This window comes from Rhodobacter capsulatus SB 1003 (genome assembly GCF_000021865.1).
GTDB lineage: Bacteria > Pseudomonadota > Alphaproteobacteria > Rhodobacterales > Rhodobacteraceae > Rhodobacter > Rhodobacter capsulatus_B.
In genome coordinates this window covers 1826880-1850757 of record NC_014034.1, presented here as the reverse complement: position 1 = coordinate 1850757, position 23878 = coordinate 1826880, and the positions used below count along the sequence as shown (strand labels likewise).

Sequence of the window (23878 nt, the reverse complement as noted above, 5' to 3'; positions counted from 1 at the left end):
GAAGCGACCTGGAACCAAGGAAAAGGATCGGCTTTTCCCGGTGCAGGGGCGCAGTTTCCCTTGACCAAATGTGCATGGGGACCAAATGTTAATCCATGCACCTCGCCTTTGACCCGTCCTATGCCCGCCTGCCCGAGCGGTTCTTTGCCCGGCAGGATCCGACACCGGGGGCAGCACCCGCTCCGGTTGTGGTGAACCGGGCGCTGGCGGCGCGGTTGGGGATCGATGCGGGCTGGCTGGAAAGCGCCGAGGGCACGGCGGTTCTGGCCGGAAATCTGGTGCCCGCAGGCGCCGAGCCGATCGCGCAGGCCTATGCGGGGCATCAGTTCGGCGGCTTCGTGCCGCAGCTGGGCGACGGGCGGGCGATCCTGCTGGGTGAGCTGGTGGCGCCGGACGGGATGCGGTTCGACTGGGTGCTGAAAGGCGCAGGCCGCACGCCCTGGTCGCGCGGCGGTGACGGGCGGGCCTGGATCGGGCCGGTTCTGCGCGAATATCTGGTGTCGGAGACGATGGCGGCCTTTGGCGTGCCGACGACGCGGGCGCTTGGCGCGGTGCTGACCGGGCAAGGCGTCTATCGTGACGGGTTTTCCCGGCCGGGCGCGGTGATCGCGCGCATCGCCGCCAGCCATATCCGCGTGGGCACCTTTGAGTATTTCGCCGCGCGCGGCGATCTGGAGGCGCTGGCAACGCTTTGCGATTACACGCTTTCGCGCCATTACCCGGAGGCGGAAGGCCCGCTTGGCCTGCTGGCCGCCGCGGTGGCCGCCCAGGCGCGCCTGGTGGCGCAATGGCTGTCTTTCGGCTTCATCCATGGCGTGATGAACACCGACAATTGCGCCCTCTCGGGCGAGACGATCGACTATGGCCCCTGCGCCTTTCTGGACGCCTATCACCCGCAAAAGGTGTTTTCCTCGATCGACCGTCAGGGGCGTTACGCCTATGCGAACCAGCCGCAGATCGCGCTGTGGAATCTGGCGCAGCTGGCCTCGTGTCTCTTGCCGCTGATCGGCCCCGAGGCGGCGGCGGTGGAACAGGCCCAGGCGGTGCTCGACGGTTTTGCCCCCGCGTATCAGGCGGAATGGCTTTATCGGATGGGGCGCAAGATCGGCCTGGCCCGGGCCACCCCCGAGGACCGGCCGCTGATCGAAAGCCTGCTTGCGCGCATGGCCAGCGAGGGCGCCGATTTCACCCGCACCTTCCGCGGTCTGGCCACCGGGCGGGCGCGCGAGGAATTCGCCGATCCCGCCGCCTTCGACACATGGGCGCCCGGCTGGCAGGCGCGGCTGCGCCGCGAGGTGGTGCCGCAGGCCGTGCTCTCGGCGGCCAATCCGGTGCGGATCCCGCGCAACCACCGCCTGGAAGAGGTGATCGCCGCCGCCGTCACGGGCGATTTCGCCCCGTTCCGGCAGCTGCAGGCGGCGCTCGCCCATCCCTTTGATCCCGCGCCCGAATTTGCCGCCTATGAGGCCGCCCCCACGGCAGAGGAACGCGTCACCCGGACCTTCTGCGGCACCTGACTTGTGGCGGATACAATCGCGCTCTGGACCTTTTGGCGGCGCGCTGGCAGGGGACCGCCATGGGACATGGTGTTGAAAATCTCCGCGGAAGTCTGCTGATGGTGCTCGCGATGGCGGGCTTCGCCATCGAGGACATGTGCGTCAAATTCCTGGCCGGGCATCTGCCGGTGGGCGAGATCCTGATGCTGCTGGGCATCGGCGGCACGGCGATCTTTGCGACGCTGGCGCTGCGCAAGGGCGACCGGCTGTTTTCGCGCGATCTGCTCGCCCCCGCGGTGATCGGGCGCAATTTCGGCGAGCTGATCGGCACGCTGGCCTTCGTCTGCGCCGTGGCCTTCACGCCCTTGGCCGAGGCCTCGGCGATCTTGCAGGCGACGCCCCTGGCGGTGACCCTTGGCGCCGCGCTTTTCCTTGGCGAGCAGGTCGGCTGGCGGCGCTGGTCGGCGATCGGCGTCGGTTTTCTGGGCGTCTTGATCGTGATCCGCCCCGGCACCGAGGGGTTTTCGGTGCTCTCGCTTTTCGCCGTCGTCGGCGTGCTGGGCCTGGCCGCGCGCGATGTGGTGACGCGTCGGGTGCCGAAATCCATCACCTCGATGCAGCTTGCAACCTACGGATTTGCTTCGGTGATTCCCGCAGGCGCGCTGCTTGTCCCGTTTCAGGGCCCGATGATCCTGCCCACCGCCTTCGATCTGGCGGGCATTGCCGCGGCGCTGGTCTTTGGCACCGCGGGCTATTATGCGCTGATCGCGGCGATGCGGCTCGGTGAGGTCTCGGTGATCACCCCCTTCCGCTACACGCGGCTGATCTTTGCGCTGATCATCGGCTGGGCGGTCTTTGCCGAAACCCCGGACCGCTGGACGCTGATCGGTGGTGCCATCATCGTCGCCTCGGGGCTTTACACGCTGGCCCGGCAACGCCGTCTGGCCAAGACCGAAGCCCCCGCCGCCTGACGCGAAAAATTCACGAAAAGTCGGACGCTAACAGCGCCGTTACCGCTATCAAGGGCCTTTTCGCTGCGGCTGCCTTGGGCTATGCAGAGGGCGATTTACCAATCGGAGCACTCTCATGAGCACGATCATCGACATCCACGCGCGCGAAATTCTCGACAGCCGCGGCAATCCGACCGTCGAGGTGGACGTCACCCTCGAAGACGGCACGATGGGCCGGGCCGCCGTGCCCTCGGGCGCCTCGACCGGCGCGCATGAGGCGGTGGAACGCCGCGACGGCGACAAGTCGCGCTACATGGGCAAGGGCGTGCTGGAAGCCGTGATGGCGGTCAATGGCGAGATTGCCGAGAACCTGGTGGGCGAGGACGTCACCGATCAGGAAGGCATCGACAAGCTGATGATCGAGCTTGATGGCACCCACAACAAGGGCCGTCTGGGCGCGAATGCGATCCTTGGCGTCTCGCTCGCCTGCGCCAAGGCCGCGGCCGATTTCACCGCGCAGCCGCTTTACCGCTATGTCGGCGGCACCTCGGCCCGCGTCCTGCCGGTGCCGATGATGAACATCATCAACGGCGGCGAACATGCCGACAACCCGATCGACATTCAGGAATTCATGATCATGCCGGTCAGCGCGGGCAATATCCGCGACGCCGTGCGCATGGGGTCCGAAGTCTTCCACACGCTGAAGAAAGAGTTGTCGGCCAAGGGCCTCTCGACTGGCCTTGGCGACGAGGGCGGCTTTGCGCCGATGCTCGCCTCGACCCGCGACGCGCTCGACTTCATCCTGAAGGCGATCGAAAAGGCGGGCTACAAACCGGGCGAGGATATCTATCTGGCGCTTGACTGCGCCTCGACCGAATATTTCAAGGGCGGCAAATACGAGATGAAGGGCGAGGGCCTGTCGCTGACCTCGGCCGAGAATGTCGATTACCTGGCCAAGCTTTGCACCGAATATCCGATCATCTCGATCGAGGACGGCTGCGCCGAGGATGACTGGGAAGGCTGGAAGCTGCTGACCGATGCGCTGGGCGACAAGGTGCAGCTGGTCGGCGACGATCTGTTCGTCACCAACCCGGCGCGTCTGGCCGAGGGCATCAAGAAAGGCGTCGCCAATGCGATGCTGGTGAAGGTGAACCAGATCGGCTCGCTTTCCGAAACGCTGAAGGCGGTCGAGATGGCGCATCGCGCGCGCTACACCAACGTGATGTCGCACCGTTCGGGCGAAACCGAGGATGCGACGATCGCCGATCTCGCCGTCGCCACGAACTGCGGCCAGATCAAGACCGGCTCGCTCGCCCGGTCGGACCGGCTGGCGAAATACAACCAGCTGATCCGCATCGAGGAAATGCTGGGCGAGACCGCCGAATACATGGGCCGCGCCATTCTGAAGTAAGCCTCGGCTTTTTCTTGGTCCAAATACGCAAATTCCGCCGGAGGCCCCCTGCCCCCGGCGGTTTTTCTTTGACTTTGAAGCCTCCGGCGGGCGACTTTGCGCCAAGAAAAACCCGGAGGGGATCATGGGCGAGGCAGATCGGATCATTGCACAGCTGGGGCTGGAACCGCATCCCGAGGGCGGCTGGTATCGCCAGACCTGGGTGGCCGAGGCGGACCCGGGCGCGCGCCCAGTGGGAACGGCGATCCTGTTTCTGCTGAAAGCGGGCGAGGCGAGCCACTGGCACCGGGTGGATGCCGCCGAGATCTGGCATTTTCACGCCGGAAGCCCGCTGGAGCTGCGGATGGCCGCCAGCGACGCCGGGCCGGTGACGCGGCTGCGGCTCGGCCCCGATGTGCTGGGCGCCGAGGTGGTGCAGGGCATCGTGCCCGCGGGCCATTGGCAGGCGGCGCGGACCTTGGGCGACTGGACGCTGGTCGGCTGCACCGTCAGCCCGGGGTTCCGCTTCGAGGGGTTCGAGATGGCCGCGCCGGGGTTTGACATCCCCGGCTGATCAGCCCTCGCGCACGGGGCGGTGCATCACGCGGAAGGCAAGCTTGAACGACAGCGGGCCGACGCCGAGCGACAGCAGGAAGGCCACCGGCCAGGCGGTCAGCCAGTTGCGCAGCCAGATCAGCGCCCAGCCCTCGGGGAAGCCCTGCAGCAGGATGGAAAACAGAAAGGTCATCATCAGCGCCATCAGGCAGGAGATGAACACTTGTGCGAGGATGATGGTCAGCTTTTCGCGTTTGGGATCAGGGTTTTGCATGGTCTCTCTCGATTGGGGCGCCGCGGGTTCGAGATCGACTAGCTCCCGCCCCGAAGGGCGGTGACCGGGATAACCTGACCGGTCTTACGTTTTTCGGCTGAGCCCGAGATAGGGGCAAAGCCGCTTTGGGTCAAGGGGACTGACGGAAATGCGGTTACCGCGGCCGGCTGACCTTGCCGCCGCCGACGAGCGCGGCAACGCCGGTCGTCGAGGGCCCCGAGGTCGGCAGGCCGCGCGCGACCCGGACCGCCAGATAGGCGAAGGCCTGCGCCTCGAGCATGTCGCCATCAAGGCCGATCTTTTCGATCGGCGCCACCGCACAGGGCAGCCGCGCGGCGAGTTCCGCCATCAACGCGGCATTGAGCCGACCACCGCCCGAAACCAGGATCAGCTCGGGCGGGCTGGGGAAATGCTCGAAGCCGCGGGCGACGGCGGCGGCGGCGCAGGCGGTCAGCGTCGCCACCGCATCGGCATCGTCAAGCCGGTCCACGAAGGACAGGGCCGCGGCGAATTCGTTGCGGTCGAGCGATTTCGGCGGCATGCGGAAGAAATGCCGATGCCCGAGGAACGCGGTCACCGCGGCTTCCTCCACCCGACCCGAAAGCGCAAGCGCGCCGCCGATATCGGCCGTGGCCCCCAGACGGCGGCGCATCAGATCGTCGATCGGCGCATTGGCCGGGCCGGTGTCGAAGGCCAGCACGGCGCCCTCGGCTTCCGGGGCAGGCAGGCGCGGGTCAAGCCAGGTGACATTGCCCACCCCGCCCAGATTGAGAAAGGCGCAAGGCGCCGAAAGCCCCGCCCATTTCGCGCAGGCGAAGTGGAAGAACGGCACCAGAGGCGCCCCCTGCCCGCCCATTTCCACATCCATGGAGCGGAAATCCCAGACCACCGGACGGCCCAGCACCTCGGCCAGCACCGCGCCGTCGCCCGCCTGATGCGTGCGCCGCGCCCCGTGCAGCCCGTTCGGATCATGCGCCAGCGTCTGGCCGTGAAAGCCGATCAGCACCTCGCCCGCCTCTTCGGGCAGATCGGCCAGCAGCGCCGAGAGCAGTTCGGCATGGGCGGTCTCGACCACCTCGGCGGCCTCGGCCACGCCGTCCTGGCCCGGCCAGCGGCCAAGCGCGCGATGGATCGCGCCGCGTTCGGCGGGGGTGTAGGGGCGGTAGGCCGTGGGGCCGAAATCGAGGATCGCATGGCCGTCCGTCAGCAGCGCCGCCGCGTCGACGCCATCGAGCGAGGTTCCCGACATCGTGCCGACGGCCCAGACCGGCCCCGTTTTTGCGCCCGTTTTCAACATCTCTTCCCCTTTTGCGCCTGCGCCGATATACGCATGGGGCCAGCCAAGGGACAAGCACGATGACTTATCATCCGAAATCGGAATTCCTGCGCGTCATTATCGAGCGCGGTTTTCTGGCCGATTGCACCGATCTTCAGGAACTTGACACCGCTTTGGCGGGGGGAATGGTGACCTGCTATATCGGCTATGATGCCACGGCGGCCTCGCTGCATGTCGGGCATCTGCTGAACATCATGCTGCTGCGCTGGTTCCAGAAGACCGGGCACAAGCCGATCACGCTGATGGGCGGGGGCACGACGAAGGTGGGGGACCCCAGCTTCCGGTCGGAGGAACGGCCGCTGCTGACGCCCGAGAGGATCGACGAGAATATCGCGGGGATGCAGCGCGTCTTTGCGCGCTATCTCGATTACAAGGACGACGGCAATGGCGCGCTGATGCGCAACAATGCCGAATGGCTTGACGATCTGAACTACCTTGAGTTCCTGCGCGACATCGGGCGGCATTTCTCGGTCAACCGGATGCTGAGCTTCGAATCGGTGAAATCGCGGCTCGACCGCGAGCAGTCGCTGAGCTTCCTTGAATTCAACTACATGATCCTGCAGGCTTATGATTTCCTGGAGCTGAACCGCCGCTATGGTTGTCTGCTGCAGATGGGCGGCTCGGATCAATGGGGCAATATCGTCAACGGCATCGACCTGACGCGCCGGGTGCTCGATCGCGAGATCTTCGGGCTGACGACGCCGCTTCTGACCACCTCGGACGGGCGCAAGATGGGCAAGAGCCAGGGCGGCGCGGTCTGGCTGAATGGCGAAATGCTGAGCCCGTATGAATTCTGGCAGTTCTGGCGCAATACGACCGATGCCGATGTGGGCCGGTTCCTGAAGCTTTACACCGATCTGCCGGTGGAAGAATGCGACCGGCTCGGCAAGCTGGAAGGGTCCGAGATCAACGGCGCCAAGATCATTCTGGCCAATGAAGTGACGACGCTGCTGCATGGCGCCGAAGCGGCGGCGGCGGCCGAGGCCACCGCGCGCGAAGTCTTCGAGAAGGGCGGCGTCGGCGAAGACCTGCCGCGGCTCACGCTGGGGGCCGAGGAACTGGCCGAGGGGATCAGCCTCGCGCAGCTGGTGGTGCGTTCGGGGCTGGCGAAGACCGGCAAGGACGGCAAGCGGCTGATTTCCGAGGGCGGCCTGAAGGTCGATGACGAGATCTGCCTTGACGCGGGGCGGATGTTCTCGGCCGCCGATCTGGCCCAGCCGGTGAAGCTGAGCGCAGGCAAGAAGCGCCATGCGCTGGTGTCTCTGGGCTGAGCAAGGCCGGGGCTCTGCCCGGACCCCGGGATATTTGTGGCAAGATGAAAGGGCGCCCCAGCGGACGCCCTTTTCCATTTCACCTTGGCGAAAATATCCCGGGGGGTGAATGCGCACAGAGGGGGGGCAGAGCCCCCTGCGCCCGTGTCACTCGATCGTGGCCTTGACGATGTAATCGGGGTCTTCGACAAGGCCGTTCAGCTCGGGCGCGCCCTTTTTCAGCTTGTCGACCAGATCCATGCCTTCGACCACATGGCCGACGATCGTGTATTGGCCGTCCAGATGCGGGGCGGGTTCGAACATGATGAAGAACTGGCTGTTGGCCGAGTCGGGGCTGGCCGAACGCGCCATGCCGACCATGCCGCGCGCGAAGGAGCGGTTCGAGAATTCCGCCGGAAGGTCGCCGTATTTCGACCCGCCCATCCCCGCCATCGACAGATCGCCGCCGCGCTTGCCGAATTGCACGTCGCCCGTCTGCGCCATGAAGCCCTCGATCACGCGGTGGAAGACCACGTCGTCATAGGCATGTTCATTGGCCAGCTGGGTGATGCGCTCGACATGGCCGGGGGCGACATCGGGCAAAAGGTCGATCACCACCTTGCCCGAAACCGAGCCGCCGATCTCGAGCACGAGGTTCGGGCCCGGGCCGTCGGGCGCGGTGGTGCCATCCTGCGCCAGCGCCCCCGTCGCCGCAAAGGCCAGTGCCGTGGCGAGCAGGAGCTTACGCATCGGCCGCCACCCGCACGGTGATCATCCGGTCAGGGTTCGCCGGGGGCTCGCCGCGGGCGATCTTGTCGACGAATTCCATCCCCGAGATCACCTGGCCATAGACGGTGTATTGGCCGTTGAGGAAGCTGTTGTCGGTGAAGTTGATGAAGAACTGGCTGTTGGCCGAGTTCGGGTTCATCGACCGCGCCGCGCCGAGGCTGCCGCGCGCATGCGGCACCTTGGAAAATTCCGCTTTCAGATCAGGATATTGCGACCCGCCCGTGCCGGCGCGGCGGGGGTTGTAATCCTTTTCCATATTGGCGTGTTCGACATCGCCCGTCTGCGCCATGAAGCCCTCGATCACGCGGTGGAAGGCCACGTTGTCATAGGCGCCGTCGCGGGCAAGCTGCTTCATCCGCTCGCAGTGCAGCGGCGCCACATCGGTCAGAAGCTCGATCACCACCGGCCCGTCCTTGAGGGTGATGATGATGGTGTTTTCGGGATCCTTGATCTCGGCCATGGGGCTCTCCTGAATTTGGTCTGGGGGCAACTTAGGGGCTGCGGGCGGCGGTGAAAAGGGCAAAGCGACGCGGGAATTTCGTCGCAGCCGGGCGGGTTTTCGCCGCCCGCGCGGCCGCAAGGCGTTGACGACCCCGTCACATCCGGGCAATTTTGCGCGAGCCGCAGGTGGACGGCCCCCGCCTTGCGACCCACAACTGGAGAACGGATATGGCTTGGAAAACGCTCGACGAGATGGATCTTGCGGGCAAGGTGGTGCTCGTGCGCGTCGATATCAACGTGCCGGTGGAAAACGGGGTGGTGACCGACGCGACGCGGATCGAAAAGATCGCGCCCACGGTCAAGGACATCCTTGCCAAGGGGGGCAAGCCGGTGCTGCTGGCGCATTTCGGCCGCCCGAAAGGCAAGCCGGTGCCGGAAATGAGCCTGCGTCCGCTGGTGCCGGAACTGGCCAAGGCGCTGGGCGTGCCGGTGAAATTCGCCGAAGACTGCATCGGTGCCCCGGCGAAGACCGCCGTTGCGGCGCTGGCCGCGGGCGAGGTGCTGCTGTTGGAAAACACCCGCTTCCATGCCGGTGAGGAAAAGAACGATCCCGAGCTGAGCGCCGCGATGGCCGCGCTGGGCGAGGTCTATGTGAACGACGCCTTCTCGGCGGCGCACCGGGCGCATAGCTCCACCGAAGGCGTGGCGCATATCCTTCCGGCGGTGGCGGGGCGGCTGATGGCGGCCGAGCTGAAGGCGCTGGAAGCGGCTTTGGGCAATCCGGTGCGTCCGGTCTGCGCCGTGGTGGGCGGGGCCAAGGTCTCGACCAAGCTTGATCTTTTGGGCAATCTGGTGACCAAGGTCGATCATCTGGTGATCGGCGGCGGCATGGCGAACACCTTCCTTGTGGCGCAGGGCATCGATGTCGGCAAGTCGCTGGCGGAACGCGAGATGGCGGAAACCGCGCGCGAGATCCTGGAAAAGGCCGCCGCGGCGGGCTGTGCGATTCACCTGCCCGCCGATGTGGTGGTGGCGCGCGAGTTCAAGGCGGGCGCCGAGAACGAGGTTGTCGGCAATGCCGATTGCCCGGCCGATGCGATGATCCTGGATGCCGGGCCGAAATCGGTCGAGGAAATCGCCAAGGTCTTCGAGGCGTCGAAGACGCTGATCTGGAACGGGCCGCTGGGCGCCTTCGAGATCGCGCCCTTTGACGCGGCGACGAATGCGGCGGCGCAAAAGGCGGCCGATCTGACCAAGGCGGGCAAGCTCGTGTCCGTCGCGGGCGGGGGCGACACCGTGGCGGCGCTGAACAAGGCGGGCGCGGCCGAGGATTTCAGCTATATCTCGACCGCGGGCGGGGCCTTCCTGGAATGGATGGAAGGCAAGGAACTGCCCGGCGTCGCGGCGCTGATGAAATAAGCCCGGGCTTCGGGACGAAATCGGCGGGGCGCTGCGAAGCGCCCCGTTTTTTCATGTCTGCCACGGCTGTTAGCGAAACCGGAATTGCATCGACTGTCACAAGGGTTTAACCGGGGGCTGCAATTGCAAAAGTCGCTGCCCGGGATGGTCCGGGCCCAGGATCGGGGGTCGAAGATGGCGAAGACGATGATGGAACACATGCGCAAGGGCGAGGGCTTCATTGCCGCGCTTGACCAGTCGGGCGGCTCGACGCCGAAGGCGCTGCGGCTCTATGGCATCACCGAAGACGCCTATTCGAACGAAACCGAGATGTACGACCTGATCCATGCGATGCGGGCGCGGATCATCAAGTCGAGCGCGTTTACCGGTGACAAGGTCGTGGGCGCGATCCTGTTCGAACAGACGATGGACCGCGATATCGACGGCATTCCGACCGCCACCTATCTGTGGGAAAAACGCGGTGTCGTGCCCTTCCTGAAGATCGACAAGGGTCTGGAAGAGGAAAAGAACGGCTGCCAGATGCTGAAAGCCATGCCGACGCTGGATGCGCTGCTGGAGCGCGCCGCCGAGGCCGGGATCTTCGGCACCAAGGAACGTTCGGTGATTTCGGCCGCCGATCCGATGGGGATTGCCGCGGTCGTCGCGCAGCAGTTCGAAGTGGGCGAGCAGGTTCTGGGCGCGGGCATGGTGCCGATCCTGGAGCCCGAGGTGACGATCTCGATCGCCGACAAGATCGAGGCCGAGGCGATGCTGCGCGATGCGCTTTTGGCCGGGCTGGAAACCGTCTCCTCGCCGGTCATGCTGAAGCTGAGCCTGCCGACGGTGGACAATTTCTACCTGCCGCTGGTCGAACATCCGAATGTGATCAAGGTCGTGGCGCTTTCGGGCGGCTATGCGCGCAATGACGCGAATGCGATCCTGGCCCGCAACAAGGGCATGATCGCCTCCTTCAGCCGCGCGCTGACCGAGGGTCTGACCGCGCAGATGACCGACGCCGAATTCGATGCGGCGCTGGGCGAAGCGATCGACAGCATCTACCGCGCCTCGATCGCCGGTTGATCGGCGTATAAGGTAATCCCGCGGGCCCCCGATCGGGGGCCCGTTTGTTTGCGCCCCTTTTCACGCCGCGGCCTTTGTGGCATGGTTGCGAAAGCGCCCGGAGAGGCGGCAGGAAAGGCAGAGCATGAATTTCCCGAAAGGCCCGCGGGTCGTTCCCTTCGTCTTCTATTCCGCAGCCACCGTGCTGGGGCTGAACTTCGCCTTTGCCGCGATGCAGGGGCCGAACGGCATCTTTCACCGCGTCCAGGTCGATGCCGAGATCGAGAAGCTGACGGTCGAGCGTGACAAGCTGGAGGCCGAGAAGGCGCGGATGGCGAATCTGACGCGGCGGCTGTCGGATGATTATCTGGACCTGGATCTGCTGGATGAACGCGCGCGCGAAGTGCTGGGCACGCTGCGCGGCGATGAAATCGTGATCCGTTAAGCTTTCGCAAAGCCTGTTTTCGCGCCCGCACGGCTTCGTGCGGGCGTTTTGCGTTCGCGCGATTGCATCTTTTCGTCGCATGCTGTAGAGAATGGTTTAACGTTGAACTATCACGACCTGGGAGGCTGTCCGATGGCGACACGCAAGACCCCCGAGACCGCGGCGCAAGCGCGCCCCAATGTCTCGAAGGAAGAATTGCTCACATATTACCGTGACATGCTGATGATCCGCCGGTTCGAGGAAAAGGCCGGTCAGCTTTATGGCATGGGCCTGATCGGCGGTTTCTGCCATCTGTATATCGGGCAGGAAGCGGTGGTCGTGGGGCTGGAAGCCGCGACGAAGCCGGGCGACAAGCGCATCACCTCGTATCGCGATCACGGCCACATGCTGGCCTGCGGCATGGACCCCAAGGGCGTGATGGCGGAACTGACCGGGCGCGAGGGGGGCTTGTCCAAGGGCAAGGGCGGCTCGATGCACATGTTCTCGAAAGAAAAGCATTTCTACGGCGGGCACGGCATCGTCGGCGCGCAGGTGCCGCTGGGCGCGGGGCTGGCCTTCGCCGACAAATATCTGGGCAATGACAATGTGACGTTTGCCTATTTCGGTGACGGCGCGGCGAACCAGGGCCAGGTCTACGAGACCTTCAACATGGCGGCGCTTTGGAAGCTGCCGGTGATTTTCGTGATCGAAAACAACCAATATGCGATGGGGACGGCGCAGAAACGCTCGACCTCGACGCCCGACATCTACATGCGCGGCGAGGCTTTCGGCATTCCGGGCGAGATCGTCGATGGCATGGATGTGCTGGCGGTGAAGGCAGCCTCGGAAAAGGCGGTTGCGCATTGCCGCTCGGGCGCGGGGCCGTACATTCTGGAAGTGAAAACCTATCGCTACCGCGGCCATTCGATGTCGGACCCGGCGAAATACCGCACCCGCGAGGAAGTGCAGAAGATGCGCGACGAACGCGATGCGATTGAAAACGTGCGGGAGTTGCTGATTTCCTCGGGTCAGGCGACGGATGAGGACCTCAAGGCCATCGACCGCGAGATCAAGGCGATCGTGAACGAGGCGGCGGAGTTTTCGAAGGAAAGCCCCGAGCCCGCGTTGACCGAGCTTTGGACCGACATTTACGCCTGAGGAGAGAGAACGATGGCAATTGACGTGTTGATGCCCGCGCTGTCTCCGACGATGGAAGAGGGCACGCTGGCGAAATGGCTGGTGAAGGCGGGGGATGTGGTCAAATCGGGCCAGATCCTCGCCGAGATCGAGACCGACAAGGCGACGATGGAATTCGAGGCGGTGGACGAGGGCACGGTGGTGGAACTGCTGGTGGCCGAGGGCACTTCGGGGGTGAAGGTGAATGCGCCGATCCTGCGGCTTTCGGGCGAGGGTGTCGAAGCGGCGCCCGTGCCGAAGGCGGCGCCGGTGGCGAAGGCCCCTGCCCCGGTTGTGGCGGCCCCGGTCGCGGCGGCGCCGGTCGTGTCGAAAGCCTCGGCCGATTGGCCGGAAGGCACGGCGATGAAGACGATGTCGGTGCGCGAAGCTTTGCGCGAGGCGATGGCTGAGGAGATGCGGGCCGATCAGACGGTGTTCCTGATGGGCGAGAAGTCGGCGAATTATCAGGGCGCCTACAAGGTGTCCCAAGGGCTGCTTGATGAATTCGGCGCGCAACGGGTGATCGACACGCCGATTACGGAGCATGGCTTCACCGGCATCGCGGTCGGCGCCGCCTTTGGCGGGCTGAAGCCGATCGTCGAATTCATGACCTTCAACTTCGCCATGCAGGCGATCGACCAGATCATCAACTCGGCGGCGAAGACGCTTTACATGTCGGGCGGTCAGCTCGGCTGTCCGATCGTCTTCCGCGGCGCGAACGGGGCGGCGGCGCGCGTTGCGGCGCAGCACAGTCAGGATTATGCCGCCTGGTATGCGCAGATCCCCGGTCTGAAAGTGGTGATGCCCTATTCGGCGGCCGATGCGAAGGGCTTGCTGAAATCCGCGATCCGCGACCCGAACCCGGTGATTTTCCTCGAAAACGAGATCCTGTACGGGCGGTCCTTCGAGGTGCCGGTGCTTGACGATTTCACCGTGCCCTTCGGCAAGGCGCGGATCTGGCGCGAGGGCACCGATGTCACGCTCGTCAGTTTCGGAATCGGGATGGCGCATGCGCTGGAGGCCGCCGACAAGCTGGCGGCCGAGGGGATCTCGGCCGAGGTGATCGACCTGCGCACCCTGCGGCCGATTGACTATGATACGGTTCTGGCCTCGGTGATGAAGACGAACCGCTGTGTCACGGTGGAGGAAGGCTGGCCGGTGGGTTCGATCGGCAACCATCTGTCCGCAACGATCATGGAACGCGCGTTCGATTATCTCGATGCACCGGTGATCAACTGCACGGGGAAAGACGTGCCGATGCCCTATGCGGCGAACCTTGAGAAACTGGCGCTGGTGACCTCGGACGAGGTCGTCGCGGCGGTCAAACGCGTCTGCTATCGGTGAGGGAAAGATGGCTGTGGAAATCCTGATGCCCGCTTTGTCCCCCACGATGGAGGAGGGCACGCTGGCAAAATGGCTGGTCAAGGAAGGCGATGCGGTCAAATCGGGCCAGATCATCGCCGAGATCGAGACCGACAAGGCGACGATGGAATTCGAGGCGGTCGATGAAGGCGTGATCGGCAAGCTTCTGGTGGCCGAGGGCACTTCGGGGGTGAAGGTGAATGCCGCCATCGCCGTGCTGATCGAAGAGGGCGGCAGCGCCGAGGTTGCGCCGGTGGCGAAGGCCGCGGCCCCTGCCCCGGTCGCAGCGCCTGCGGTGGCGACGCCCGCGGCGCCGGTCGTGCCGAAAGCGGCGGGCGCGCGGATCTTCGCCTCGCCCTTGGCGCGGCGGATTGCGGCCGACAAGGGGCTGGATCTGGCGGCGATTTCGGGGTCCGGCCCGCATGGGCGGATCGTCAAGGCCGATGTCGAAGGCGCGGTGGCGAAACCCGCGCCTGCGGCGGCTCCGGTCCTTGTGGCGGCCCCTGCTCCGGCACCCGTCTCGGCTGCGACGGTCGCGAAGCTTTATGAGGGCCGGGCCTATACCGAGATCCCGCTCGATGGCATGCGTCGGGTGATTGCGGCGCGGCTGACCGAGGCGAAGCAGACGATCCCGCATTTCTACCTGCGCCGCGAGGTGCGTCTGGATGCGCTTTTGTCCTTCCGCGAGGAGCTGAACCGGCAGCTTTCGGCGCGCGGCGTCAAGCTTTCGGTGAATGATTTCATCATCAAGGCCAGTGCCCTGGCGCTGCAGGCGATTCCGGCGGCGAATGCAGTCTGGGCGGGGGATCGGGTGCTGCAGATGCAGGCCTCGGACGTGGCCGTGGCCGTGGCGATCGAGGGCGGGCTTTTCACCCCCGTGCTGCAGGATGCCGATACGAAATCGCTGAGCCAGCTGTCGGCGCAGATGAAGGATCTGGCCAAGCGCGCGCGGGACCGGAAACTCGCCCCGCACGAATATCAGGGCGGGTCGTTTGCGATCTCGAACCTGGGGATGATGGGGATCGAAAGCTTCGACGCGGTGATCAACCCGCCGCATGGCGCGATTCTGGCCGTGGGCGCGGGGGTGAAGAAACCCGTGGTGAGCGCTTCGGGCACGATCGAGGTGGCCACGATGATGGCGCTGACGCTCTCGGTCGATCACCGGGTGATCGACGGCGCGCTGGGGGCCGAGCTTCTGGCCGCGATCGTGTCCAATCTGGAAAACCCGATGGCGATGCTGGCCTGAAATTTCCGAAATCGGCACCATGGCGGCGGGGGCAACCCTGCCGCTTTTGCGTTTCAGGGACTTGCCCAGAAGACCCGGACCAGCTGATAAAAGATCGGCGCGGCAAAGATCACGCTGTCGAGCCGGTCAAGGAAGCCGCCATGCGGCGCGATCAGATGGCCCCAGTCGCGCGTGCCCTTGTCGCGCTTGATCGCCGTCATCACCAGATCACCGACGCCCCCCATCAGCGCAAGGACAAGGCCGACGCCCATCGCCTGCACCGGGGTGAAGGGCGTCAGCCAGGACAGCGCCCCCCCGACCAAGACCGCAACGGCCATGCCGCCCGCCGTCCCCTCCCAGGTTTTCGAGGCCGAGAGTGCCGGGGCAATGCGCCGCCGCCCGACCCCACGGCTGATGGCAAATTGCGCAATATCAGAGGTTTGCACGACAAGGATCAGGAAGGCGATCAACAACGGATTGCGCCCCTCGAAACCCGGGATCGGCAGCCAGAGCAGCGCCGGAATGGCGCTGATGCAATAGATGCAGATCATCACCGCCCATTGCGTCTCGGCCACACGGGCGAGGAACTGCTCCGGCCGTCCCTGCAGCGCGGAAATCACCGGCAGGATCAGGAAGACATGTACCGGCACGAACAGCGCGGCCAGGCTTTGCCAGCCCGTGGCGACGAAGAGATACTGCGCCGGCAGGACAAGGAAGAAACTCGCCGCCAGCGTCCAGTGATCGGCGACGCTCTTTTTCGTCAATGTCAGAAATTCCCGAAGCGCGGAAAATGACACCAGCAAAAACAGCCCGATCACCCCCGCTTTTCCCGCCAGCAGCGCAAGGGCCATCAGCACGGCAAAGGCCCACCAGGCCGCAATCCGGGCATTCATCGTCTCGATCAGCGGGTGCAACCCGTCGGGCGCGATCGCCTCGCGCAGCAGTTGACCCAAGATCGCCGCCAGAAGCAGAATCCCGCCAAGGCCGACCAGCGCGGGGGCAAGGCCGGTCATCGCGCCGCCCCCAGCTCCGCCAGCGCCGCCGCCGCGCGGGTCAGGAAACGCTCCTTCGCCTCATCGGGCGCAATCCGGATCGGCGCGCCAAAGGTGACGGTACAGATCAGCGGCACCGGGATCACCTGCCCCCGCGGCATCACATGGTTCAGGTTCGAGATCCAGACCGGGATCAGATCCACCCCGGGGCGCTGCCGCGCCAGATGAAAAAGCCCCGACTTGAACGGCAAAAGCGGCGCCTCCGAGGTGTTCCGCCGCCCCTCGGGAAACAGGATCAAGGCCGAGCCCGCATCCAGCGCCGTGACCATCTGCGTCACCGGATCCTCGGTCCGCGCCTCGGGGCGACGGTCGATCAGCACGGCACGAAACACGTCACGGCCCGCAAAGGCCCGCAGCGGCGAGGCCAGCCAGTAATCCAGCGCCGCCACCGGCCGGGTGCGGCTGCGCAAGACCGGCGGCAGCACCGTCCAGATCAGCACGAAATCCGCATTCGACGTGTGGTTGGAATAATAGACCCGCGGGCCGGGCCGCGGCTCCGATCCCGACCAGATCGCGCGCGGCGCGGTCAGGATGCGGGCGAACAGCGAAATCGCGTCGCCCGCCAGCTTGGTGACGATCCGGTAGGGCAGCGCCTTGATCCGCGTCAGCCCCGCCATGACGCCGGTCAGCCCTCGCAGTCGCAGCCGCGCAACTGCTGATCCATGTTGACCGAGGGCTGCGCACAGCCCGCCTCGCCCACGATCTTCGCGGGCACCCCGGCCACGGTCTTGCAGCGCGGCACATCGGCCAGCACCACGGACCCCGCCGCGATCCGCGAATTGTCGCCGACGTGAATATTGCCCAGCACCTTCGCCCCGGCCCCGATCAAGACGCCATTGCCGATCTTCGGATGGCGGTCCTGTTCTTCCTTGCCGGTGCCGCCCAGTGTCACCGAATGCAGCATCGAGACATTGTCGCCCACCACCGCCGTTTCCCCGATCACGATCGAATGGGCGTGGTCGATCATCACCCCGCGCCCGATCCGCGCCGCCGGGTGAATGTCGACCCCGAACGCCTCCGAGGTGCGCATCTGCACGAAATAGGCCATGTCCTTGCGCCCCTGCCGCCACAGCCAATGCGCGACGCGATAGCTTTGCAGCGCCTGATAGCCCTTGAAGAACAGGATCGGCTGCAAGAACCGGTGGCAGGCCGGGTCACGATCGAAAACCGCCACCAGATCCGCCCGCGCCGCCTGCCCCAGATCGGGGTCCGACCCATAAGCGTCATCCGCAATCTCGCGCAGCAACTGCTCGCTCATCTCGCCCGAGGCGAGTTTGAGCGAAAACCGATAGGCCAGCGCCTTTTCCATCGTCGCATGATGCAAAAGCCCGGCATGGATCAAGGCGCCCAGAAGCGGTTCCTGCCCCACGGCATCATGCGCCTCCTCACAGATCCGCATCCACACCGGATCGATGGCAGCGACCTTCGCACGGGTTTTGGACATGGGACTCTCCTTGACTTTGGGTCAGCCTAACACAGGCCTGCCCCCTCAGATAGAGCCGTTCACCGGCACTGCAAAGCCCCCGCGCGCGCCAGATCCGCACCGCCGCGATCACCTCTGCAAGATCGTCGATCTCGGCGCGGTCCGGGCGCACCCCCCGCCCTCCCGCTTCGCGCAAGGCCCGTCCCATCAGCGAGCCGTTGCCCCAAAGCGGATGCGCCCGCGCCAGCCGCTTGCGGTAAAGATCGGCCCAATGCGCCTCGCGCAACCATTGTGCCAGCCGCGCCGGACGCTCGGGGGCAGAGAGCGCCGCCACCGCCCGCGCCGCGATCAGCAGATCGTCGATCAGGATCGGCCGCACACCTCAGGCCCCCACGGTGATCCGCGCCGCCAGCCCCGGGCCATACACATCCGACACCTGCGCCACCTCCAGCGTGAAGGCGCCCGCAATGCCATCGGCCGCCTGCAGCGCCGCGGGATAGCTCCAGCTGGCCTCCCCCACCGTCACCTCGCGCTTCACCGCCGTCCCCTCCAGCACCCGGACCAGATAAAGTTCCGCCGTCTCGCCCAGCGGCACCTCATAGCCCTGCCAGCTGTCGCCGTCGATCCGTGTCCGGCGCACCCAGCGAAAGGCCCAACCGCTCGCCCCCGGTTCGGCGCGCAGATGGCACGGGCTAAAGGGCCGCAACCCCGCCCCCGCAAAGGCCTCGATCCGATGCACGAAGGACGGATCGTCATAAGACCGCACCGCCGCGCCGATCCGGTAATGTCGCGCCAGCCCGCGCGCGGCGCTCGGCAGCAGGATCTGCTCGGGCGCGCCATTCAAAGCCACCACCACGCTGCCCTCGGGCCAGACCTCGGGCATCAGCGCATCGGTGCCCAGCTGCCCGCGCAGCCGCAGCGAGATGTCCCAGATCTTGCCCTCCACCAGCGCCGCCTCGGCGAATTGAAACACCTCCCAATTTTCCGAACTGCCATCGCCGATCGCCATCGCATTCGCGCCGTTCAGCACCTTGGCCGCCGTCGCCGAGTCCAGCGCCCCGCTCGCCAGCCGCACCCGCAAGGCCGCCCCCCGGTCCCAGACCCCGGGCCGCGCCCGAAACAGCGGCGTCAGCGTCTGCCCGATCACCGCCCGCGTGCCCAAGCTCGCATTCAGCGCATAGCCCGCATCCTCGTCCGAGGACCAGACCGCCACCGTCCCCGGCCAAGGCGTCGCCGTCACCGCCAGATGCGGCGCAACCGGGTCCTCGTCCCCTTTCATCAGCGGCAGATCCAGGAACACCGCCGTCACCGGCACCGGCGCCGCAAAGGGGCGCAGGCTCGCCGGATCCTCGACCTCGTCGGCGGGCGCATAGATCCCGGGCTCGACCCGCACCGCCTCGACCTGGATCAGCCCCGCCTGCTCAACCCGGTCGATCCGGTAGCGCCGCTTGCCCTCGGGCAGATCCAGCCGCACCACATCGCCCGTGCCCAGATGCCCCCGCGAGGGCGGCAGCGCAAACCGCGCCGTGTCCCGCGCCACCCGTGCCTCGGCCAGCCACCGCCCGACGATCCCCTGCGCCTGCGCCCGCGTCAGCGCCAGCGACAGCTCCGATCCCGCCGCCGCCCCCGCCGCCGCATCGGGAAAGACCGCCTCGACCGCCTTCACCTCGAAATCGCCTTCCGCCTCGACATAGGCCAGCCGCACCCGCCCGGCGATCTCGGCCTCGGCCGCCCGCACCGTCTCGACGACCGCCTCGCCCTCGCCCAGCGCCAGATCCGCCGCGGCCAGATCGGCCGCCACCCGCCCGTCGCGCATCCGGAACACCAGCTGACCGTCGCGTTCCAGCGCCTCGAAGCCATAGGCCAGCATCAGCGCCTGCAGCCCCGCGCGCCCGGTCTGATCGCCCGTCATCGTGTAGCCGCGCACCAGCCCGTAAAGCCCGCTCACGTCGATCTCCGTGATCCCGGCCGCACCGCAGATCTCGGCCACCACGCTCGCCAGCGGCTGTGCCACCGCGCGCCCCGAAATCCAGTGCCCGCGCGCGTAATTCTCGCCATCCGACCACAAGGCGGTGTTGAGCGGAAATTGCGGCCAGGGCCGGGCATCCCAGGCCCAGACATGCGCCCGGCTCATGTCCAGCATCGGCCCGCCATAGACCGCCGAGACCGGGTTCCTCGCCGCCTCCCCCCAGTAGCCCGTCATCGCGCGCAGATATTGCATCTGGATCAGCTCGTCGCGCCGCCCGTCGGAATGATGCGGCAGGCCCGATTCCGAGCTTTTCGGATCGAGGAACTTGTTGGGCTGGTTCGTGCCCTTGTCGATCGCCGCGCAGCCCATCTCGGTGAACCAGATCGGCTTCGACTGCGGCACCCAGGCCGTCGCCACCTCCGAGCGCAGGCCCCCCACCCGCTCGTGATGGTCGTTCAGCCACCAGTTGCGCAGGTCCTTCGCCCGCCAGATCCAGGGCTCGTCGTGATCGCCATCGGTGATCGGCGTGCGAATCTGCGCCGCGCGATGTTCGGGCGCGGCATAAAACCAGTCATAATACTCCCCGCCCTCGATATTGCTGCGCAGGTAATCCAGCGCATGGATCGAGCCCCAACCCGCATCGGCGTGATCCGCGCCATCGCGCCAATCCGACAGCGGCAGGTAATTGTCGATGCCGATGAAGTCGATGTTTTCATCCGCCCAAAGCGGGTCCAGATGAAAGAACCGCTCGCCATTGCCGGGCGCATAGCCCCAGTATTCCGACCAGTCGGCGGCATAGCCGATCTTGCAGCCGGGCCCCAGGATCGCCTTGACCTCACCCGCCAGCTGCCGGAACGCCGCCACCGCGGGAAAGCTGTTGCTCGGGCCGCGGATCTGCGTCAGCGCCACCATCTCGGTGCCGATGCAAAAGGCGTCAACGCCCCCCGCCAGCTGGCACAGATGCGCATAATGCAGGATGAACCGGCGCATCGACCATTCCTCGGGGCCGGAATAGACCACCTCGCCCCCCGCAATCGCGGAATCCCCCGGGCTTGCAGCGCCGAAGAACCCCGCCACCTGCGCCTCGGCCGCCGCCGTGCCATCGGGGCTGCCCGCCCGCCCCGGCGCGACCGAAAGCGTGATCCGCCCCCGCCAGGGCAAGGCCGGTTGCGCGCTCCCCGGGTTCCAGGGATCGGGCAGGCCATTCCCCGCCAGCTGCGCCATCAGGATGAAAGGATAGAACGTCACCGCCTTGCCCGCCGCCCGCAAGGCCGCGATCGCCTCGATCACCGCCGCATCCGCGGGCGTGCCGCCATAGACCGACTGGCCCGAAAGCCGCGGCACCTCCTCGGCGCCCGCCCGCTCCAGCCCCGCCACCCGCCAGGGCATGTTCGCCCCCTCCTCCGCGACCGAGGCGACCTTGGGCTTCACATCGCAGGCCCCGCAGCGCAGATCGTCCCCGAACCAGCTCACCACCAGCGACACCGCCCCGCAATTCGGCAGCTCCTCGTCCAGCCGCTCCAGCGCCGCGACCAGATCGGTCTGCCCCCCGGGCGCATTCTGGTTCGCCACCCCCTGCGTCGCGGTCACCCCGCTGCCCGTCGCAAGATAGACCGGCGTCGTCGCCAGCGCATATTCCCCCGTCCCCGGGATCAGCGCCACCGCCCGCAGCCCCCGCGTCAGATCGGGCTCGGCCTCCGCCAGCGCGCCTTGCGCCGCCCGCACCACCTCAAAGGTGAACTGCGGCACCCGGTTGCCAAAGGGGGCCAGCTGCAGATCCTCCAGCACCACATAGGCGATGCCGCGATAGGCGGGCGCCGCCTCCGCCCCCTCCACCGCCGCAATCTTCGGGTCGGGCAGCTGATCCTCGCCGCCCCGGTAAACCCGCATGTTCAGCCCCGAGACCTCGATCTCGCTGCCATCCGCCCAGACCCGACCGACGCGCAGGATTTCCCCCTCGCACAGCGCCAGCGCCAGGCTCAGCGAATAGCTGTAGCTCGTGACCGTCGCCCGCGGCACACCCTTGCCGCTCTTTTCAACCGAGGCACTCTCAAAGAACCGCGTCGCCCAGATCACCTGCCCCGCGACCCGCATCCGCCCCCAAAGCCGCCCGACCGCCTCCCCCTCCGAGGCGCTCGACAGCCGCAGCCGGTCGACCCGCCCGGTCTCGACACTTTGCGACCCCGATCCCAGCAAGCGCTGATCGATCACCCGCCCCAAGGTGGCGCCCACGGCCCGCCCGATCACCGCCCCCGAAAGGCCCAGAACCGTGCCGCCAAAGCCACCGCCAATCGCGGCCCCCGCCGCCGAAAGCAGTATCGTCGCCATTCACCGGCCCCCCTCAGGAAATTGAAACCGCGCCACGATCCGCCGCGCCCAGGGCTCGGACAGCGGGCTTTCGACCACGCCATGCCCCGTATAGGCATGCACGAAACTCGCCCCGGCGCCGATCTCGGCCGCGATGCCCAGATGCTTGGCCACCGCGCCATGGCGCATCCGAAACAGCAGCACCTCGCCCGGACGCTCGGGCCCCGCCCCGACGGGCAGCGCCACCAGATGCCGCGCCGCCGCCCGCCACAGCACTTCCTCGCGCGCAGGCTCGGACCAATCGGCCGTATAGGGCGGCACCAGCTCCGGCTCGGCGCCATAAAGCGCGCGCCAGACCCCGCGCAAAAGCCCAAGACAATCCGTCCCCGCGCCCCGCACCGAGACCTGATGCCGGTAAGGCGTGCCGATCCAGTCCCGCGCGATCGCCACCGCCCGCAGCCCGACCGCGCTCATCGAAACAGGCTCCCGCCGTCATTGGTGCCGCTCTGCACCGGATAGGACACCATCCAGTCTTCCCCCGGAATATGCGGAAATCCCCGAAAATTGAGGAAATTGTCGAATTTGAGCCGACAGGTCCCGGCGCGCTTGTCGCAACCCGGCTCGATCCGCACCCGATCCCCTGCCACCGGATTGGCCCCCAGCCGCTGCCAAAGCTCGATCAGCCGTGATCCATCCGCCTGCAACCGGTCGTTCTTCACCACGCCGATCAGACCCGCCGCAGCGCCATCCAGCACCACCAGCCGCCCCTTCTCGAACCAGCGATCCTCGAACCCGGCGCCCTCGGCCAGGCGCAACACCACCGCCTCGTCAACGCCGCCCAGCGCCGCCTCCAGCGCATAACCGTCCTTCGTCAGATCGAACCGGCACCTGCCATCGCCCAGCACTGCGGCGCAGCGCGGATGATAGATCCGCCCCTGCTCCTGCCCCAAAGCCGCGGTCAGCCCGCGCAGCTCGGCCGTGAACGCCCCCGCGCCGCGCGACACCTCCCCCAGATGGCCGCGAAAGATCACCGCCCGCATCGCCGGATCGGCCCAGTTCACCAGCCAGACCGTGACCGCCGCGCCATCATAGCGCCCGGCCAGAAGATCCGCCTCGGTGATCGCCTCGGAGCTCAACGCGCCATAGCTCTCGGTATTGTCGACCGAAAGCCCGGTGCCCTGCAGCACCGCCTTGGCCGTCATGCCGCTGCCCGGCTCGAAGGAGATCCCGTCGAAGCGCAGCACCACATCATGATCGGTGAAGCCCAGCACCCGCCCATCCGCCCGCGCCAGGGCCCAGGCCCGCGCCAGCGTCGTCACACCGCCCTGCAGATGCGCCTTCAAACTCTCCGGATAGGCCATCAGATCCGCACCTCCACCACCGGCACCTGCGGCAGATCCCCCGCCTGAAACGACTGCACCGAAACCGCGATCCGGTCGGTATCAAACCGCACCGGCACGTCGAATTCGAACCCCGCCGTCACCCGCGCCCCCTGCGGCGGCGGTTCGTTGAAACTGACGATCCCGGTGGCATGATCGACGGCAAAATTCACCGCCTCGGCCTGATGATCGCCCGCAATGCCCAGCTTCACCGTGCCCTCGACCGGCTTCACGATCGGGCGCAGATAGCTCTGCCCGCCCGAGACATAGGTCTTCACCAGCTGAAACGCCGTCGTGACACCATCGCCCATCCCGATCAGCTGATCCTCATGCGCGACGGCGCGCGAGGCCGGACAGCTCTTGAAATCCGCCCAGTCCTTCCAGCGAAAGCCGTGCAACTGCCCGCCCCGCGCCTCGAAAAACGCGATCAGCCGCTCGACATCATCCAAGGATCGCAGCCCCACCCCGGCATCATAATGCCGCCGCGAATGCGCCCAGGGGCTGTTGCGCTCCTCATGCCCGCTCGACAGCGTGACGATCTCGGTGCGCCGCTCCGGCCCGCCGACCGAGCCGAAACTCAGATTGGCGGGAAACCGAACTTCATGAAATGCCATGCTTTTCTC

General features: G+C 66.5%; 23 protein-coding genes. 11 read left to right on the top strand and 12 right to left on the bottom strand.

The annotated features are described in order from the left end of the window. The first annotated feature begins 95 nt into the window (after positions 1–95). The 4 genes from RCAP_RS08510 to RCAP_RS08495 all read left to right on the top strand — a co-directional run bounded on the left by RCAP_RS08510 (position 96) and on the right by RCAP_RS08495 (position 4410). Positions 96–1517: a protein adenylyltransferase SelO gene (locus RCAP_RS08510; RefSeq protein WP_013067441.1), complete on the top strand. Its 1422-nt coding sequence runs from the start codon at positions 96–98 to the stop codon at positions 1515–1517. Positions 1518–1576: 59 nt separating this feature from the next. After that, entirely contained in the window at positions 1577–2467 is an 891-nt protein-coding gene (locus RCAP_RS08505) for a DMT family transporter (RefSeq protein WP_013067440.1), read from the top strand. A gap of 115 nt (positions 2468–2582) precedes the next feature. Further along, positions 2583–3857: a phosphopyruvate hydratase gene (gene eno, locus RCAP_RS08500; protein ID WP_013067439.1), complete on the top strand. Its 1275-nt coding sequence runs from the start codon at positions 2583–2585 to the stop codon at positions 3855–3857. 124 nt (positions 3858–3981) lie between these two features. Next, positions 3982–4410 (top strand): cupin domain-containing protein, encoded by a 429-nt coding sequence (locus RCAP_RS08495; protein WP_013067438.1) that lies wholly within the window; start codon positions 3982–3984, stop codon positions 4408–4410. Here RCAP_RS08495 and RCAP_RS08490 read toward each other — a convergent pair whose 3' ends face one another. After that, positions 4411–4665 carry a DUF2798 domain-containing protein gene (locus tag RCAP_RS08490; RefSeq protein ID WP_013067437.1) on the bottom strand — a complete coding sequence of 85 codons (255 nt, stop codon included), beginning with the start codon at positions 4663–4665 and terminating at the stop codon, positions 4411–4413. It lies immediately after the preceding gene. 154 nt (positions 4666–4819) lie between these two features. Beyond that, the gene (locus RCAP_RS08485) at positions 4820–5962 is read right to left on the bottom strand and encodes an anhydro-N-acetylmuramic acid kinase (protein ID WP_013067436.1); all 1143 of its coding nucleotides are present in this window, start codon (positions 5960–5962) and stop codon (positions 4820–4822) included. Between the two features lie 59 nt (positions 5963–6021). Here RCAP_RS08485 and tyrS point away from each other — a divergent pair, with 59 nt between their 5' ends. Beyond that, positions 6022–7272, top strand: coding sequence for a tyrosine--tRNA ligase (gene tyrS / locus RCAP_RS08480; RefSeq protein WP_013067435.1), 1251 nt, complete (start codon positions 6022–6024; stop codon positions 7270–7272). Between the two features lie 147 nt (positions 7273–7419). Here tyrS and RCAP_RS08475 read toward each other — a convergent pair whose 3' ends face one another. Both RCAP_RS08475 and RCAP_RS08470 read right to left on the bottom strand, forming a co-directional pair. Further along, complete coding sequence (locus RCAP_RS08475) at positions 7420–8001, bottom strand: peptidylprolyl isomerase (RefSeq protein WP_013067434.1); 582 nt, start codon at positions 7999–8001, stop codon at positions 7420–7422. Then, positions 7994–8500 (bottom strand): peptidylprolyl isomerase, encoded by a 507-nt coding sequence (locus tag RCAP_RS08470; protein ID WP_013067433.1) that lies wholly within the window; start codon positions 8498–8500, stop codon positions 7994–7996. Before RCAP_RS08470 ends, RCAP_RS08475 begins: the two co-directional genes overlap by 8 nt. Positions 8501–8709: 209 nt before the next feature. Between RCAP_RS08470 and RCAP_RS08465 the strand changes: the two genes are divergently transcribed. The 6 genes from RCAP_RS08465 to RCAP_RS08440 all read left to right on the top strand — a co-directional run bounded on the left by RCAP_RS08465 (position 8710) and on the right by RCAP_RS08440 (position 15146). Further along, entirely contained in the window at positions 8710–9900 is a 1191-nt protein-coding gene (locus tag RCAP_RS08465) for a phosphoglycerate kinase (RefSeq protein ID WP_013067432.1), read from the top strand. 174 nt (positions 9901–10074) lie between these two features. After that, entirely contained in the window at positions 10075–10959 is an 885-nt protein-coding gene (locus RCAP_RS08460) for a fructose bisphosphate aldolase (RefSeq protein ID WP_013067431.1), read from the top strand. A 124-nt stretch (positions 10960–11083) separates the two neighbouring features. Then, positions 11084–11383 (top strand): FtsB family cell division protein, encoded by a 300-nt coding sequence (locus RCAP_RS08455; RefSeq protein ID WP_013067430.1) that lies wholly within the window; start codon positions 11084–11086, stop codon positions 11381–11383. A gap of 132 nt (positions 11384–11515) precedes the next feature. Further along, complete coding sequence (gene pdhA / locus RCAP_RS08450) at positions 11516–12520, top strand: pyruvate dehydrogenase (acetyl-transferring) E1 component subunit alpha (protein WP_013067429.1); 1005 nt, start codon at positions 11516–11518, stop codon at positions 12518–12520. A gap of 12 nt (positions 12521–12532) precedes the next feature. Beyond that, positions 12533–13882 carry a pyruvate dehydrogenase complex E1 component subunit beta gene (locus tag RCAP_RS08445; RefSeq protein WP_013067428.1) on the top strand — a complete coding sequence of 450 codons (1350 nt, stop codon included), beginning with the start codon at positions 12533–12535 and terminating at the stop codon, positions 13880–13882. Between the two features lie 7 nt (positions 13883–13889). Further along, complete coding sequence (locus tag RCAP_RS08440; protein WP_013067427.1) at positions 13890–15146, top strand: 2-oxo acid dehydrogenase subunit E2; 1257 nt, start codon at positions 13890–13892, stop codon at positions 15144–15146. Between the two features lie 53 nt (positions 15147–15199). On the opposite strand, the gene RCAP_RS08435 is transcribed toward RCAP_RS08440, so the two are convergent. Genes RCAP_RS08435 through RCAP_RS08400 form a run of 8 tightly spaced genes read right to left on the bottom strand, consistent with a single transcriptional unit; the run spans position 15200 to position 23869 of the window. Next, positions 15200–16138, bottom strand: coding sequence for a phosphatidate cytidylyltransferase (locus RCAP_RS08435; RefSeq protein ID WP_013067426.1), 939 nt, complete (start codon positions 16136–16138; stop codon positions 15200–15202). Next, on the bottom strand, positions 16135–16794 hold the full coding sequence (locus RCAP_RS08430; protein WP_013067425.1) for a lysophospholipid acyltransferase family protein: 660 nt from the start codon (positions 16792–16794) through the stop codon (positions 16135–16137). Before RCAP_RS08430 ends, RCAP_RS08435 begins: the two co-directional genes overlap by 4 nt. 8 nt (positions 16795–16802) lie before the next feature. Continuing rightward, on the bottom strand, positions 16803–17621 hold the full coding sequence (gene cysE, locus RCAP_RS08425) for a serine O-acetyltransferase (RefSeq protein ID WP_013067424.1): 819 nt from the start codon (positions 17619–17621) through the stop codon (positions 16803–16805). Continuing rightward, a complete protein-coding gene (locus RCAP_RS18460) occupies positions 17563–17979 on the bottom strand; it encodes a DUF7742 family protein (RefSeq protein WP_013067423.1) in 417 nt (138 codons plus the stop codon). The genes cysE and RCAP_RS18460 overlap by 59 nt, the downstream gene beginning before the upstream one ends. Positions 17980–17982: 3 nt before the next feature. Beyond that, complete coding sequence (locus RCAP_RS08415) at positions 17983–21897, bottom strand: baseplate multidomain protein megatron (RefSeq protein ID WP_013067422.1); 3915 nt, start codon at positions 21895–21897, stop codon at positions 17983–17985. Further along, positions 21898–22350, bottom strand: coding sequence for a C40 family peptidase (locus tag RCAP_RS08410; protein ID WP_013067421.1), 453 nt, complete (start codon positions 22348–22350; stop codon positions 21898–21900). Beyond that, the gene (locus RCAP_RS08405; protein WP_013067420.1) at positions 22347–23237 is read right to left on the bottom strand and encodes a DUF2163 domain-containing protein; all 891 of its coding nucleotides are present in this window, start codon (positions 23235–23237) and stop codon (positions 22347–22349) included. The genes RCAP_RS08410 and RCAP_RS08405 overlap by 4 nt, the downstream gene beginning before the upstream one ends. Beyond that, positions 23237–23869 (bottom strand): DUF2460 domain-containing protein, encoded by a 633-nt coding sequence (locus tag RCAP_RS08400; protein ID WP_013067419.1) that lies wholly within the window; start codon positions 23867–23869, stop codon positions 23237–23239. Before RCAP_RS08400 ends, RCAP_RS08405 begins: the two co-directional genes overlap by 1 nt. Positions 23870–23878 lie beyond the last annotated feature (9 nt).

Coding starts and splice junctions, on each gene's coding strand:
- tyrS (WP_013067435.1), top strand. CDS start 6,022: ATGACTTATCATCCGAAATCGGAATTCCTGCGCGTCATTATCGAGCGC.
- RCAP_RS08415 (WP_013067422.1), bottom strand. CDS start 21,897: ATGGCGACGATACTGCTTTCGGCGGCGGGGGCCGCGATTGGCGGTGGC.
- RCAP_RS08485 (WP_013067436.1), bottom strand. CDS start 5,962: ATGTTGAAAACGGGCGCAAAAACGGGGCCGGTCTGGGCCGTCGGCACG.
- RCAP_RS08440 (WP_013067427.1), top strand. CDS start 13,890: ATGGCTGTGGAAATCCTGATGCCCGCTTTGTCCCCCACGATGGAGGAG.
- RCAP_RS08400 (WP_013067419.1), bottom strand. CDS start 23,869: ATGGCATTTCATGAAGTTCGGTTTCCCGCCAATCTGAGTTTCGGCTCG.
- RCAP_RS08445 (WP_013067428.1), top strand. CDS start 12,533: ATGGCAATTGACGTGTTGATGCCCGCGCTGTCTCCGACGATGGAAGAG.
- RCAP_RS08495 (WP_013067438.1), top strand. CDS start 3,982: ATGGGCGAGGCAGATCGGATCATTGCACAGCTGGGGCTGGAACCGCAT.
- RCAP_RS08410 (WP_013067421.1), bottom strand. CDS start 22,350: ATGAGCGCGGTCGGGCTGCGGGCGGTGGCGATCGCGCGGGACTGGATC.
- RCAP_RS08460 (WP_013067431.1), top strand. CDS start 10,075: ATGGCGAAGACGATGATGGAACACATGCGCAAGGGCGAGGGCTTCATT.
- RCAP_RS08465 (WP_013067432.1), top strand. CDS start 8,710: ATGGCTTGGAAAACGCTCGACGAGATGGATCTTGCGGGCAAGGTGGTG.
- cysE (WP_013067424.1), bottom strand. CDS start 17,621: ATGTCCAAAACCCGTGCGAAGGTCGCTGCCATCGATCCGGTGTGGATG.
- RCAP_RS08510 (WP_013067441.1), top strand. CDS start 96: ATGCACCTCGCCTTTGACCCGTCCTATGCCCGCCTGCCCGAGCGGTTC.
- RCAP_RS08470 (WP_013067433.1), bottom strand. CDS start 8,500: ATGGCCGAGATCAAGGATCCCGAAAACACCATCATCATCACCCTCAAG.
- RCAP_RS08405 (WP_013067420.1), bottom strand. CDS start 23,237: ATGGCCTATCCGGAGAGTTTGAAGGCGCATCTGCAGGGCGGTGTGACG.
- RCAP_RS08430 (WP_013067425.1), bottom strand. CDS start 16,794: ATGGCGGGGCTGACGCGGATCAAGGCGCTGCCCTACCGGATCGTCACC.
- RCAP_RS08435 (WP_013067426.1), bottom strand. CDS start 16,138: ATGACCGGCCTTGCCCCCGCGCTGGTCGGCCTTGGCGGGATTCTGCTT.
- pdhA (WP_013067429.1), top strand. CDS start 11,516: ATGGCGACACGCAAGACCCCCGAGACCGCGGCGCAAGCGCGCCCCAAT.
- RCAP_RS08490 (WP_013067437.1), bottom strand. CDS start 4,665: ATGCAAAACCCTGATCCCAAACGCGAAAAGCTGACCATCATCCTCGCA.
- RCAP_RS08505 (WP_013067440.1), top strand. CDS start 1,577: ATGGGACATGGTGTTGAAAATCTCCGCGGAAGTCTGCTGATGGTGCTC.
- RCAP_RS08475 (WP_013067434.1), bottom strand. CDS start 8,001: ATGCGTAAGCTCCTGCTCGCCACGGCACTGGCCTTTGCGGCGACGGGG.
- eno (WP_013067439.1), top strand. CDS start 2,583: ATGAGCACGATCATCGACATCCACGCGCGCGAAATTCTCGACAGCCGC.
- RCAP_RS08455 (WP_013067430.1), top strand. CDS start 11,084: ATGAATTTCCCGAAAGGCCCGCGGGTCGTTCCCTTCGTCTTCTATTCC.